The organism is Maridesulfovibrio salinus (assembly GCF_055394525.1).
In genome coordinates, this window is the sequence record NZ_AP042461.1 from 684715 (window position 1) to 699287 (window position 14573).

Sequence of the window (14573 nt, forward strand, 5' to 3'; positions counted from 1 at the left end):
GGGCAATTTTAGCTTTACCCGGGTGATACCGGTGGAGTTTATGAAGCTGATTATGCTTGGTAAAATAAAATATTCATTTTTTGCGATTCTGGTTTCCTTCACCATGTTAGCTTCGGGGGCTATGGCCCAGCCTGAAGGTGGAGATGCGGTTCATGCCAACCTTGAAAGCATTTCTCTGGTGGAGTTTATCAAGTTTGTCGGGCGTTATACCGGACGAAATATTGTATTTCAGAAAGGAGCTCTTCCGGGATCTCATATCAGTATCTATGCAGGCCAGTCGTTGAGCGAATCAGAGTTGATGGCTGTTTTTCAACAGGTTCTCAGTGGTGCGGGATTCTATGCTGTTACAAGAGATAATGTAACATACATACTGCCACTGCGTGATGCCCAGAAAATTTCACCCGTTATTAAATCCTCGCCAAGCCCCGGTAAAGGCGAAGAGATCATTACCTCTGTTTTTCAACTAAAAGAAGAAATGTCGGCGGATCAGGTGGCCACACTTTTAAAGCCATTCGCATCTAATATTGGTCAGGTTAACTCTGTTCCGATGGCCAGTTCCGTTCTTGTCAGAGACTTACAGAGTAATGTTAAGAGAATGAAAGAACTGCTTGATATAATAAGGCGATCTGGTGATTCGAGTGAAAGTGTTGTCCTGGAACTTGACAGCAGCAACGCGAAGTCTGTGGCAAGTAAAATTAATGCTTTTTACAAAAAGCTGGTTCAAGCTGGGAAAACGGGAGCTCCTCCGATCGTAGAGGCCATCGACTGGGCTAACAGTCTCTTGGTTTCAGGGACTGGGGATCAGATAAATTCGATTGAAAAACTTGTAGCCAAGCTTGATAAGACCAGTGAATCCTATTCAAAGCTGAAAGTTTATCGGCTTCATAATATTGAAGCGGTTGTTGCCGGAGATGTTTTGCAAAGCCTTCTTACCGGAGGGGGAATATCCAGTTCTTCTACAAAATCTGGCGATGGAAAGGCCGCTGCCGGAAAAGCAGGGAGTTCCGTCTCGTCAAGTTCAGCCGGGATGGATGGAGCTCAGGTTTCTGCCGATGAAAGTACGAATACTTTGATCGTTATGGCTGATGCCAGCCAGATTCCACAGATTGACAAATTTGTCGAACAACTGGATCGTGCTCAGGATCAGGTCTTCATTGAGGCTCTGGTTCTGGAAACTACTCTGAATAATGCTAAAGAGTTCGGAGTGGAATGGCAGGGTGGTATTGATCTGGGAGGCAGTGTAGCCACTCTTGGATATACGAAATCTGAAAATAGCAACCTGCCTGGGTACGCCGCGAATCCTTCCAGTGTTCCTGGGGGATACTCCATGGGTGTTCTGGGTGATACTATTTCCTATGCAGGAAATACTTTTCCCACTATTGGCGCTTTAGTCAACTTCACCAAGTCAGCAGGAGATTTTAATTTAATTTCTGCTCCTCAAATTATGACACTGGATAATACTGAAGCTGAAATTTTCGTAGGTGAGAATAGACCTTTCAAAACAGGTGAGAGCTCAACCTCTGGTGATTCAGTTGTTTCCACATATTCGTATAAAGATGTCGGTATCAAGCTGAAAATAACTCCTTATATTAATCGAGAAGAAGGATTAATAAAATTGGATGTCTATCAGACTTATAATACTGTATCGACTACTGCAGGTACACTTGAGCTTCCGGTAACCAGGGATCGGACAACACAAACCAAAGTTTTAATGGCAGACGGGTCCACTATGGTTATCGGAGGATTGATTCAGTCCGACCAGACCCGCAATGAGAGCGGGGTCCCATATCTTTCAGATCTTCCGCTTCTTGGCTGGTTGTTTAAAACAACTTCACGAAGCGGAAACAAGCAGACTCTTATGGTTTTTCTCTCAGCAAGAATTATTCAAACAACAGAGCAGCTTGAGGCCCTTAGTAAAGCTAAAATGGATAAATACCGAAATCAGCGCGAAAGATTTGATGAGTTTATTGAGCAGGAGTTCAATACCTACAAGAACGATTCCGCAAAGACTGATGACAATGTCTCATCCACGATGTCTGATGGTTAGCAGGTAAGGCTTTGAGTAACATTTACGATCTGAACCATGTTCCACGCGAGGTGGTCGACTTATTTCTCACCTTTCCTCAGCGAAATGAGTTTATTCCGGTTGAAGCGGGTGAGAAGGAAATCAAGGTGCTACTCCAGAACGAGAACTCATTGCCTATGGCAGATTTTCTGGCCTGGAAGCTCGGAAAGAATCTGGTCACGGAAATTGTAAATGAAGAGGAGTTTTTTCCACTTCTTGAGCAGGCCCTTACCGTCTGGGAAGAGGAAAGTTCTGTTGAGTCGGAAGGAGAGTCTGATGAAAGTGAGGACGGGCAGGATTTATTAGGATGGTCCCACGATGACGCTCCTATTGTGAGGCTTGTTAATAAAACACTACATCAGGCAATTTCAACCGGGGCAAGTGATATCCATTTTGAGGGACAGGGCAGCGGCTTTGTTGTCCGTTATCGTCAGGATGGTGTACTTAAGGCGGTTAAACGTCTTGATAAGGGCCTTCAGCCTACAGTAATAGCCCGTATCAAAGTAATGGGTGAGATGGATGTTGCAGAGAGCCGCAAGCCTCAGGACGGTCGTATCTTTCTTAAACTTGGTCAGAAAGAAGTTGACGTTCGAGTGTCCACTATTCCTACCATGAGCGGCGAAAAGGCTGTTTTGCGTGTGCTTGATCGTTCTAAAAATATCCTTAATCTTGAGGAGTTAGGTCTGAAAGGTAAAGACTTGGATCAGTTTAGGACTGTACTTGCACAGCCGCATGGTATTGTGTTGGTTACAGGGCCTACTGGATCTGGTAAAACAACCAGCCTGTATGCAGGGTTAAGTGAACTCCCCCGTGACGACAAAAATATTGTTACAGTAGAGGACCCTGTCGAATACCAGCTTTCGGGTATTAACCAAGTGCAGGTTAATAAAGCTGCTGGAATGACCTTTGCGAAAACCATCCGATCTTTTTTGAGACAGGACCCAGATATTATTCTTGTTGGGGAAATTAGAGATCAGGAAACAGCAAGTACTGCCGTTCAGGCATCACTTACCGGACACCTTGTGCTTTCCACCCTTCATACTAATGACGCAGCAACTGCAGTAACAAGAATGCTTGATATGGGGATAGAACCGTTTTTATTGGCGTCCTCTCTTTCACTCGTGCTAGGGCAGCGGCTTGTTCGTGTGAACTGCGAGCATTGTTCTCGTGAGATTGAAGTTTCAGAGAATACTTTAAAGATTTTTGGCAAAATGACTGCTATACCTCAGAAGCAGATTGCCGGGGCTGGCTGTGAGCATTGCAACTTTACTGGTTTCAGTGGTCGTCGGGGAATTTATGAGCTTATCCCGATCTCTGATGAAATTCGAGGGCTGATTATGGGCGTTGCCTCTTCGGATAAGATTAAAGCTCATGCAATAGAGATGGGGTGCGAAACTATGGTGGATCATGGTATCCGCCTTGTGGGTGATGGAGTTACTACTCTTGAGGAAGTCGTCAGGGTTACTAAACAGTGAGTAAATTGGCACTTCGGCATAATTAAATTTGGGAGCCATTTTAATGAGTCCTGTAAATAATAGACCTGTCCTAACACAGGACAGGATGTATCTTTTTTTGTTTTCTATACTGGCTTTCGCCATTGCTTTCGGTCTAAGGGCCATGGAACTTCCTAAATGGGAAGACCCTTCGCAGATGGTTAATGGTGAGTTCATAATGGGGACACATGACGCCTACTATTGGCTCGCAGGAGCCAAGGGAGTCGGTAGTGCTGTTAATAACCCAATGGCTATTATGATTAAATGGTTGGGAAGTTTTATTGATGCGCCATATGGAAACATTGCATTCTGGCTCCCTGCTGTTTTTGCCGGATTTTGTGCTGTAGCAGCTTTTGCGTGGGGGGTGCTTGTTAGTGGGGCTTGGGCAGGAGTTGTCAGCGCGACCTACGCAACCTCTGTAATGCCATATCTTTTTAGGACTCGTTTGTCTTATTACGATACTGATATTGTGACTCTTTTTTTTCCCCTTCTCATCTCGTTGTTGCTGGCAAAGTGGCTCAAATTTGGAATCAGAGAAAGCTGGTTTATTAAACGCGAGCAAGCAGAGTTCAAGCCAGGTTTATGGGTGTGGTTGCTGCCATTGGTTGCAGGATCAATAACATCTTGGGGTACCCTGTGGCATGGTGATGTCCGTACATTTGGGTTAGCTGCGTTAGCAATTGCTGTCTTCTTAACACTTCTGTGTTCGGATAAGCAAAATCGCCCTTTGCTGTTGCATGGAATCCTAGTTTATGCCCTTGCTTCATTTTTTGGTCTGATCGGAATAGCTATTGCGTCAATTCTAATTGTTTTGCACCTGAAGGAAATAATATTTTCAATCAAATATTCAAGTAATGTTTATGCACTAGTAGGATTGCTGATACTTGTTGTGGGTGGAAGTGGTGTAGGACAAGGTGTAGTCTTTACTCTTTTGTCCAAGGTAGCAGCTTATGCAAAACCAGTTGCTGATAATGCTAAAGTTGGCACTGCACCTGTTTATCCGGGAATTGCGCAAAGTGTTATTGAAGCCCAGAATATTAATTTTTCTCAATTGTTTGCAAGCCTGACTGGATATCCTGTACTCGGATGGATCGGGCTGGCGTGCTTTGCTTTCGCAGTTTATCTTAGGCCTCTGTTGCTTTTTATACTTCCCTTTGCTGCAATGATCATTGCAACAACTATGATGGGCGGACGCTTTTTAATGTTTGGCGGAATGCCGATTGGAATTGGGCTTGGAGTCGTTTCTGTGTGGCTGATCAATAAATTTGTAAAGTCACCAGCACAAAGGTTTTCCTTTGCTGGCTTACAGGCTGCGCTGTTAATTACAATTTTGTTTTCTGGCATTATTCCGGGCATCAAGGATGCTCCGGCAACCCCTATCATGGGTGACTCTCATGCGAAGGCTCTCATCGAATCCGGAAAGAAGATGGATAAAGATGGGACTGTCTGGACTTGGTGGGATTGGGGGTATGCAACAATGTATTACTCCGGTGTTAATGTTTTCGCTAATGGTGGCCACCATAGTGGCAAAGAACTGTTTCCCTTAGGGTTGGCCTTTGCCACACCTTCGTTTTTGCAGTCTAAGCAGTTGATCGATTTTTGTAGTTACAATAAGAACAATCCCTCCAAAGCCTGGGATAGAATGGGGGCGGTTAATTCAGAGAAAATGATCAATTCTTTCGCCGCTGTAAAACATTCAATTCCTAAATCCAAAAAGAATTATATCGTCGTTAGTTGGGAAAATATACGGCTTGCATATTGGATTTTGTATTATGGTTCTTGGAAATTGACTACAGGAGTAGGACTCCATCCGCTGGTAAGCACAATCACAAAGCAGTTCAACATAGACTACGATAATGGTATTATTCAAGTTGAAGGTGAACAGCCCCTAAGTTTAGGGTCTTATCAACTTTTATCCAATAGTGCCGTAAAACAGAGATCCTTTCCTGATTCGGTGGGTCCACATCTTATTTATAATCAAGATGTCACTCAAGGGTACTTGGTTGACAACCAGGTTTATACGAGTATTTTGCTAAAATTATTGATTATGAGACCTGATGTTCCGGAACTCAAAGAAAATTTCAGGCTAATCTACGAAGGCTTTCCTAACGTTCGTGTGTATGAAGTTTTATAATTTTTCATTTTGATGAAGAATCTTCACAGAATGACGAAAATTGACTTGAAAGCTCTGTGGTCTTTGTGCTATTGACCTTGTAAGTTTTTATATGCATAATGATTTTATGCATTTTTTATTAACCTTCTTAACAGGAGATCTTTTCGATGAAAAAGATTACAGTACTGTTTACAGTAATCATGATGCTGGCTGCCTCCAGCGCATGGGCTGTAGATGCTGTTTTCCCCGGTGCACTGAACGGCTCTAACGCACAGTTCTTTACAGGCTTCCAGGTTAACGCATCTTCAACTAAAACTACCCTGAAGGCTCACAACGCGACCTTCAACCCCTGGAACTCTTCCAAGCTTGTAGCTCACACTCTTAAAGTTGCAAACGCAGGTAACAGTAAAGGTAACACCACTCTGAGTAGCGGCGGTGCTATTGGTGTTCTGAACTCCACCACAGGTTCTTACCTGACTCTGAGCCAGTTCAACGGTACTGCTACTGTTGCTGGTTCCGAAGACAACTCTTCACAGATCAAAGTTAACAATACCTACAACAGCATGTCCGGCCTCACCATGATCGGCCAGGTTAACGGTTCTAGCAGTATCGCAGCTGGATCTGATCCTTTGACTACTCCTTTCTACATGGTTGGAACCGGTTCTTACCAGCTTATGGCAGGTCTGAACAACGCTACCTTTAACGGTTCTATTCGTGACAACAACGTAAACGGTGCTAACTTCGCACTGCTGTACAACTCCAGCTCCTTCGCTGGTGTTTACTCCACTTCCGATGTTTGGGACATGTACGGTGTAGGTTATGACTACAACGACAACATGGGTTACTACATCATCGGTCAGGTTAAACTGACTGCTGCTCCTATCAGCGACAACAACGTTCAGGCTAAGTACGTAGCTTACGGTTACGATGGTGCTACCCTTGACCGTTCCACCCAGTGGTACAACTACAACGCAACCACCGGTAACTCCAACACCAAGCTGACCATCGCTCGCCCTGACAGCCTGACTCTCGTTGAGAACGCTACTATCAACTCCGATAAAAACTTCTTCAGTGGTTACACTGCAGAGTCCACCTACAGCCACTTCGTTGTTTTCGTGAAGAATGGTCAGACCATCTCCACCAACGATGTTAAAAACCGCGGTTACAAACTTGCTTACGCTGGTTACGGTACCACCGCTAAATACCTGAACAACGCAACAGCAGGTCTCATGTCCTTCCAGGCTAACAGCAACCTTGCTCTGACTGGTGACATGACTGAATACTCTGGTGGTAAAGACTTCAAAGCTGTTACCGCAAGCATTGACGATTACAGCATCGCTGTTGCTAACACCAACTACTTCAAGAGCCTGACTCAGTCTAACATGACTATCACCAGCTCTGACGGTTCCACCGTAACTGGTGCATTCTACGGTAAGCAGGACGCTACCAAGACCTTCGCAGCTGGTATCTACAAGAATACCCGTGGCGGTTCTGAAAGCGACTTCAACCTCGTTCTCATGTTCCCCAACTCTGCACAGGTTGGTGCTCTGACTTCTTCCGGTAGCGGTTACCAGAGCAACTCCACCATGGTTGCTTCCTACGTTTTCGCTAACAACAACACTGCATACTCTGATGCAGAGCTGAAAGCTCGTTGGACTGGCCTGCCTTCCAACTTCGTAGCACTCACCGGCGCAATTGGTTTTAACTCCACTGCTCCTGGCATGGGCGCACAGAAAGGCGACATCTACTACACCTTCCAGGTACCTTTCTCCGGTATTGGTAACAAGATCTCTACTCTTAATCTGTACAAGATCTTCCCCAACTCCGATAAGACTGTAAGAAGCTTCTCTTACGCTGCTGCTCCTACCACTACCACTGATGGTGCATGGTGGATCTCTACTGCAGTTGGTGACGGTTACCTGAACAACCAGTCTTACCTCGTACCTGCTACCACTTACTACCTGAACTATGTTCTGAAAGATAACGGAAACTACGACTACAGAGGCCAGTCTCGTGAGTTTGGTGACCCCGTTGTTCTCGGTACTACTCCCGAGTCCAGCAGCTCCAGCTCTTCCGGTTGTGTATTCAACCCCGCAGCTGGCTTCGGTCTGGAATGGCTGCTGCTGATGGCTGCACCTCTGGTTGCAGTTCTCCGTAGCCGCTTCAAGAAGTAATTTAATTATACTTCTTAGCCAGATGCCTGAGCTTTATGTAAAGGCTATTATAGGAGCCACCCTTTTGGGTGGCTCCTTTTTTATTTCTAAAAGAAGTGAGTAATAAGAGAATGCTTTTGTTAGAAGATTTAAAAAGCTGAAGGCTAAGTAGTCAGCCCTGAAAAAGCCGTTTCATAGTCTATCAAAAATTTGCAGCGAGTCGCTGTCTTGAGTCTCCAAACATGGTGACGAGTGAAAAGAGCGCAAAAAATTCTCCCAACTGCTGCATCCATTTCTTGAAGTTGAATGCAGCACTCGCCATGAACAAATTTATAGCATCGCCAACCACGCCTTTGAGATAGCAACGGGCCATTCTGTGATCGTGCTTGAGATGACCTATGACAGGTTCAATGGCGGCACGGCGACGAAAACGGTTTTGGGCTTTCTGTCGCTGATATTGTGATTCGCTTTTCTTGGGTCGACCTGGAATCAGTATTTGCACATCGCCAACTTGCTTAAAGCCTCTGTAGCCACGGTCACAGATCGCTACCGATGGACAAGTTCCGGTGATAGTCCAGCATTGGTTCAGCACTTGCGGCAGCGAGTGTCCATCGTAAATGTTTTTATCGAAACTCATCGCGCCGACAATGATACCGGTGCTTTTCGTCACGACGACTGAAGCCTTGCGCCCAATCTCGTATTGTTTATGCGCCTTGCCTTTGGAGATGCACAGCACATCCGGCTGATGCAGGCTGTAGACTTTATCCTTGTCGCTGCGCTTTTGATTTCTGACGCGTTCAAACAGATCAAACTGTTTCTGATAACGCTTCAGAGTCTGGGCTGGCAGTTTGCGCCGAAGCTCACGGATCAATGTTCCGGCCATGGTCCGCATCTTCTCAGCCACAGACCAGCGGCGACGCTGAACCTGATTCACCATCTCTACCGTTTGAACTTCCTTAGCACTAAGTCTGGTCATAGGTATAGACCTACCTCCTAAATTATTGGAGGTGTCCGGGCGAAATGGGGGCTACTACACCGAAGAAGTGGATGATTCGGTTTAAGTTGATCCAGAAGGTCTGGATAGAGGAAAGTTCCTTGTGGTTGCTTCTTGGGTTTTGCCTTCATTTTTGCCCGCCTTATGCTGCATCATTTCGACCGGGTTTTCGTAGAAAAACAACATTTACTGGTCGTAAATACTACATCACTTGGAGGCATTTGTTAATTTATTTCAGGTTGCTATGCTTTTTTCAGGACTGACTAAGTAAATGGTAGATAATAAAAAAACCTACTTTAGGTATTGCTACCGGAAATAGGGTTGAAAGTTAGCCTAGGTTAGAAAGCTATTAATCGTTTTACATGGCTTCAATATACCACTTAATTGACTTCTCAAGCCCATCCTTAAAAGGAGTGAGGTTAAATTCAGTCATAGCAAGAAGTTTGTCATTACTTGCATTATGGCAATAAACATCAGAGTTGCGGGCGGGCTTTCGAAGTATCTCACCCTTAAATTCCATCAACTCGGCAACTGTTTCTATAACCTCTTTGATGCTGACCTGATTGTGTGTGGATATGTTGACGGATTCAGCTTTTTTAAGCTTGTCGTAGACATTGATTATAGCGTCAACAGTATCTTTAACATAAATGAAGTCTCGGCTTTGTTCACCGGTGCCGTGAATTTCAAGAGGAATATCATTTAATATGCGATATACGGTGATAGGAATTACTCCTGCAAGTTCACCCTTAAAATTCTGGCGTGGCCCATAGTTATTGAAAGGGCGAACAATGAAAGAGTCGAGATCGTACATCCGAACATAAGTTTCAACAGCAAGGTCTGCAGCTGCTTTGCCTGCAGCGTAAAGAGTAGTCGGATTTCTTGGATGAAGCTCATCCATTGGCTCATACACAGCAGTTCCATAGACTTCAGATGTAGAAAAATGGCAAAGGGTTTTAAACTTATTTTTTCGTTGAAGTTCAAGCAAGTTTAAAACAACTTTGGTATTAGTCTCAAAGGAGTTAGATGGGTTCATAAATGAATAGTTCAATGCTTTAGTCGCGCAGTTGAAAACTATATCAATATTATGGCGTTCGAAGATATATTCCAGAGAAGTAGCAAATTCCGCATCGTCCCGGTAAAGAACTGCGCCTCGGCTAATTGCTGATTTAAGGTTGCTTTCATAACCCAAAAAGAGGTTGTCGATAACGACAACCTCTTTTGCACCAATATCTAACAGACGGTCTACCAGATGGCTGCCGATAAAACCGGCACCGCCCGTTACAAGGATAGAACTTCCTTTGATAGAAGGTCTCATTGATTTTACCTTTTGCATTTGCAGTTATTGCCGCATTCAACAATTTTTAAAGCCAGAGCAAGTGCTTCCATTCCGTCTTCACCAGTTACAAGCGGGGTGGATTGGTTAAGGCAACACTCAAGAAATGATTCGATCTCAACACGAAGAGGCTCTTTCTTTTCAACTCTGAAACTGGTGAAATCTCCTTCGGAAACACCGAATTTAGTGTTAAACCATTCGCTCTTGTTTTCATTTTGCTCAGCAGCATAGTTAGAGTTGAAGGTCAGGTTCTGGTTCAAATAATCAACAGTAAACATGCCGTTTTCACCAGTAACTGAAACTTCACGAACTTTGGTCGGGGTGATCCAGTTTACATCTAAAATGCCGAGAATATCGTTGTCGAAGCGCAGTAGACCAAATACAATATCTTCGTTGCCGGTATTCATAACTTTGGACACTTCTGCAGTCATAGAATTAACTTCAGCCTGAGAAATGAAGCGCATCATGTCTAATTCATGTGTAGCTAAATCACTCGCAACACCTACATCAGTAATACGGCCGGGGTAAGGAGACTGGCGTCTGGAATGAATAGTGAAAATACGTCCTAGCTGCCCGTCTGCGAGGCGTTCCTTGAGTTGGGTAACAGCTGGGTTGAATCTTTCAATATGGCCAACCTGAAGGACTCTATTTAAACGTTTGGCCTCTGCTATCATTTCTGTCGCTTCAGCTACTGTTTTTGCAATTGGTTTTTCAACAAGGACATCGATGCCGGCATCAAGGCAATCCATTGTCGCTTGACGGTGTAAAGAAGTCGGTAGAGCAATTGTTACTGCATCCGGCTTCTCTTTTTCAAGCATTTCTCTATAGTCAGTGTACGGATTTCCGCCATAAAGACTACAAAGACGTTCAGTCTGCTTGGTGTTCTGGTCAACGACGCCGACAAGTTCGGACTCTGCAATATCTGAATAAAGGCGGACATGGTGCTGGCCCATCGCCCCGGTGCCGATTACAGCTGTTTTCATTTTTTAATCCTTTCTAGCTAATTCCGGGCAGGCCGGAAGAGTAATTTTAGTATTACAGGCAGGACAGATTGCATCTTCTGTTTCTGCAACGTTAGTACGTTCTGGAAGTTTGTGTCCGCAAGGACATACAAAACCTCTTATTCTGGCAGGGTTTCCAAAAGCCAGTGCATAGTCTGGTATGTCTTTGGTTACTACGCTTCCTGAGCCGATAATGGCCCATTTTCCTATGGTTGTATTGCAAACGATAACAGATCCAGCACCGATACCGGCACCTGTTTTGACGCGGGTTTCATAGCATTTCCAATCCCGGTAATCTTGAAGAGATCCGTCAACGTTAATAGCACGGGGAAACATATCGTTTGTAAAGCAGACAGATGGTCCGATGAAGACACCATCTTCAATTGTTACTCCCCGAAAAATGTTTGCGTAGTTCTGGATTTTTACTCGGTTGCCAACGACAGCCTGAAAATCAATAAAAGCACCCTTTCCTATGATACATTCCTGCCCAATAGATGCCTGCTCTCGAATTTGTGTGTGCTGCCATATGGATGTCCCTTCTCCAATGGTCGCATCATGAGCTATATCTGATGTTGGATGTGCATAATATTTTGGTTTCATATTGGTTAATTGTTAAAGGGTTGCTACAATATACATGACAGCACTGTCTTCTGGAGGAAAACTAAAAGCTAAATCAAAGAGTCCGTTTAGTTGCCTGTCGTTTAAGTCGACCATCAGGTTGTTAGGGAAAGGCTTATAGAAAAGGCCTTCTATTGAATTGATTTTATAACCACATTCTTGAAGAAGGTTTTTAATTTCATAAATTGTGAAGACAAAAGTATGATTAATTTTAACATTTGTTTCACCCTTATCACTTGTTTTCTCTTGCATTTTCATTGCAACAGCCAGCCTGCGGTGAATTGAGTCCGCATTTGGTAATGCAATATGTAAGAGTGAATTCTCATGCATCCAATCTTTCATCAATGTCAAAACTTTTTTAGGATCATCAACGAAATCAAGAACGTTAGAGCAAAGCACCTGATCATATTTTTGGGTAGGCTTAAAATCTTCAAAAAATGATTCGTAATATGTGATGTCTTTATAAACAGAACTGTAGTGGGCAATAAGTTTTGGGGAAGCATCTACTACAGCATATTTTTTAAATTTGTTTAGGATTAGAGGAGGCCAGATGTTTTCGCCAATTCCCATTTCCAGAACAGAACTCTGTTCTTTAGGCATGCTGTTAACAATGTAATCTGCAATGAGATGCTGAATCTTGCCGTTTAAAATTAGACATGCATCTTTTTCCAAATATAAATCTGCCGTTCTATCCAAGGCTTCCTGATTGTTTTTCATCTTAGTATATATACTTTTTATATTGATCAATCATGTGGCTGGTCAGTTGCTCCCAACCATGGTGTTTCATAGCCCATTCCAGACATCCCCTGCCGCGATCTTTTAGCATTGATAAGTCTGTACAGGATTCAATCTGGGCTAAAATATCATTCTCTGTTTTGCCTATGAGCATTGGTGGAGCTTCACCGTATTCCCTTATTGTTGCTTCTGCATCAGAGTAGGTCAGTATTGGCCTTGCACAAGACATAGCTTCGAAAGCGATTCCGCCTCCAGGGGCAGGGTAAGAGAGGTCATTGAATTGGTCAACAACAACATCACACCTATTGCACATATCCACCAGTTCTTTAGGGGTCAGGTAATCTATCCAAGTGATATATTCTGAAATATTGAGTTCATGAGTAAGCTTGATTACTTCATCCTTGTTATCTCCATGTTTGACAAGTACAAGCCTCGCTTTACCACCACCATTGATAAATCTTGCGAATGCTTTGATAAAACGGTCATTGTTTTTGCTTACACGTTCATGAGCTGCGTTTTTTCTTATTTGCAATCTGCTGGGGCAGAAAAAGATCGGCACATTTTCGGTAAACATTCTTTCCATTCTATCGTCAACGAGATTGTCCACTGGTATTTTGAAAAGTTCACAATTTTTAAGCTCCAGTTTATCCGCGACTTCATTTGTTTGAGCGTCAAATGTATGTGCGACCCAGGCTGCATTTTTAAAATGCCTTCTGACCCGGTATCCGTTGAATGACTTTTCACGGGCTGCTTCTCTAAGGTCGCTTCCTGTTGCGCTGGCGAAATAATGCTTGCCCTTAAGTTTAAGCATCGATTCAGCTAAAGGGGACAATGACGCAGTCCACGAATGAACTAAATCGTAATTTGCAAGTTTAAAACTAAGTCCGGTATGTACGCATGCGTAGTGAAAATTGTTTTTCCTGGGGTATAGATGTACCCAGTCGTATGTCTCGCTTTTGTCAGCGCATGGAACGGGTTTGAACCCTTGATTAGCGTTAACGTATAGGTGTGCGTCTACCCCCATCCTGCGCAGGAATACGCACGAAAGTGCTCCAAGGTTTGCAAGGTTTCCTATGTGGGCGATTCGCATAGCAACTCCTTAATTTTTAGAATCGTAGCTGAAAATTCTTCTGAAAGCGGCCTGAGGCTTGAACCTTTCTTTAAAAAACACCAATCCTGGGTCAAGGTCGAAATTAAGGCCCGCAGATGCACCGAATCCAGCATATTTAACACCTGATTCCTTGAGGATGTTCAGCCATTCCCAAATTAGAGAACCAGTGGAATTCAGATGTTTGTATTCAGAATCCTGATACCAGTTTCTGGCAACGGCGCTTGATTTGTTAAGTTGGTCAGACAGCAGCATGGAGATAGTAGCACCTTCGTAGGTGCATTTATAAACCGTAATATTGCCATTGCTGGCTTCAGGAGAAAGAACCAATTCTTCATCAGGAAGTGTTCTTATCTTATCCTGCTGTTCTATTATCATATTTCTGAACACGACGAATTCATCCATTCTTGCTGTGGAAATAGTTAGAACATCGGCGTTATTGCGAATCTGGTTGCGCATGGTTTGGCTGGGCAGAGACATGCTCTCCAGCGAAATGTATTGCTCGAGCAGCTGTTCCTTAGGTACAAAGCCGTTTTTCAATAATGCGAATTCTTCGTAAGCATATTGGGGATGTCCTGATATATATTCAAGCCGCTGGATGTAGTTGATTGTAAAGTCCGGGCCAAATTTTTCTTCTACATATCGAATGAAAACTTGTACTATCTCCAGAACTGAGACCAGAGCAAGATTGTCCTTGAAAAGGAGACCACCATGTGATGCCGAATGAGGGATGTTAAGAGCTATGCTTCCTTCAGATTGAGCTGTTGAACTAAAACTTAAGGCAGCAACGACTTTTTTACCTTTCTTGAAAAGAAGTTTGTGTATCTGGTCAGCTTTCCATGAAAATGTATCCAGCCATTTGCCGGAATCGAAAAAAGTTTTGCCGGTAAAATTATTTATGCGTCCGTCCCAATCATCATCAACGGCTAATACAGTTATTTCGGGGTTACTCATAAGGAT

11 protein-coding genes are annotated in these 14573 nt (G+C 43.7%); 4 read left to right on the top strand and 7 right to left on the bottom strand.

Annotated elements, in window-relative coordinates; genetic code table 11:
- Positions 1–40 precede the first annotated feature (40 nt).
- The 4 genes from gspD (at position 41) to ACZ5PW_RS03115 (ending at position 7845) form a co-directional block, all read left to right on the top strand.
- The gene (gspD, locus tag ACZ5PW_RS03100; protein WP_464557945.1) at positions 41–2047 is read left to right on the top strand and encodes a type II secretion system secretin GspD; all 2007 of its coding nucleotides are present in this window, start codon (positions 41–43) and stop codon (positions 2045–2047) included.
- An 11-nt stretch (positions 2048–2058) separates the two neighbouring features.
- Entirely contained in the window at positions 2059–3540 is a 1482-nt protein-coding gene (locus ACZ5PW_RS03105; protein WP_464557946.1) for a GspE/PulE family protein, read from the top strand.
- A gap of 43 nt (positions 3541–3583) precedes the next feature.
- The gene (locus ACZ5PW_RS03110; RefSeq protein ID WP_464557947.1) at positions 3584–5692 is read left to right on the top strand and encodes a hypothetical protein; all 2109 of its coding nucleotides are present in this window, start codon (positions 3584–3586) and stop codon (positions 5690–5692) included.
- Between the two features lie 146 nt (positions 5693–5838).
- Positions 5839–7845, top strand: a complete 2007-nt coding sequence (locus ACZ5PW_RS03115; RefSeq protein WP_464557948.1) for a hypothetical protein — start codon at positions 5839–5841, stop codon at positions 7843–7845.
- Positions 7846–8026: 181 nt separating this feature from the next.
- Here ACZ5PW_RS03115 and ACZ5PW_RS03120 read toward each other — a convergent pair whose 3' ends face one another.
- From ACZ5PW_RS03120 to ACZ5PW_RS03150, 7 genes are all read right to left on the bottom strand, one after another.
- Positions 8027–8716, bottom strand: coding sequence for a transposase (locus ACZ5PW_RS03120; protein WP_464560477.1), 690 nt, complete (start codon positions 8714–8716; stop codon positions 8027–8029).
- A 460-nt stretch (positions 8717–9176) separates the two neighbouring features.
- Positions 9177–10133 (bottom strand): NAD-dependent epimerase/dehydratase family protein, encoded by a 957-nt coding sequence (locus ACZ5PW_RS03125; protein WP_464557949.1) that lies wholly within the window; start codon positions 10131–10133, stop codon positions 9177–9179.
- A 5-nt stretch (positions 10134–10138) separates the two neighbouring features.
- Complete coding sequence (locus tag ACZ5PW_RS03130; protein WP_464557950.1) at positions 10139–11134, bottom strand: Gfo/Idh/MocA family oxidoreductase; 996 nt, start codon at positions 11132–11134, stop codon at positions 10139–10141.
- A gap of 3 nt (positions 11135–11137) precedes the next feature.
- Positions 11138–11752 carry an acyltransferase gene (locus ACZ5PW_RS03135; protein WP_464557951.1) on the bottom strand — a complete coding sequence of 205 codons (615 nt, stop codon included), beginning with the start codon at positions 11750–11752 and terminating at the stop codon, positions 11138–11140.
- A 12-nt stretch (positions 11753–11764) separates the two neighbouring features.
- Positions 11765–12487: a class I SAM-dependent methyltransferase gene (locus ACZ5PW_RS03140; RefSeq protein ID WP_464557952.1), complete on the bottom strand. Its 723-nt coding sequence runs from the start codon at positions 12485–12487 to the stop codon at positions 11765–11767.
- A 1-nt stretch (position 12488) separates the two neighbouring features.
- The gene (locus ACZ5PW_RS03145) at positions 12489–13595 is read right to left on the bottom strand and encodes a glycosyltransferase family 4 protein (protein WP_464557953.1); all 1107 of its coding nucleotides are present in this window, start codon (positions 13593–13595) and stop codon (positions 12489–12491) included.
- Between the two features lie 9 nt (positions 13596–13604).
- On the bottom strand, positions 13605–14567 hold the full coding sequence (locus ACZ5PW_RS03150) for a hypothetical protein (protein WP_464557954.1): 963 nt from the start codon (positions 14565–14567) through the stop codon (positions 13605–13607).
- Positions 14568–14573: the final 6 nt, after the last annotated feature.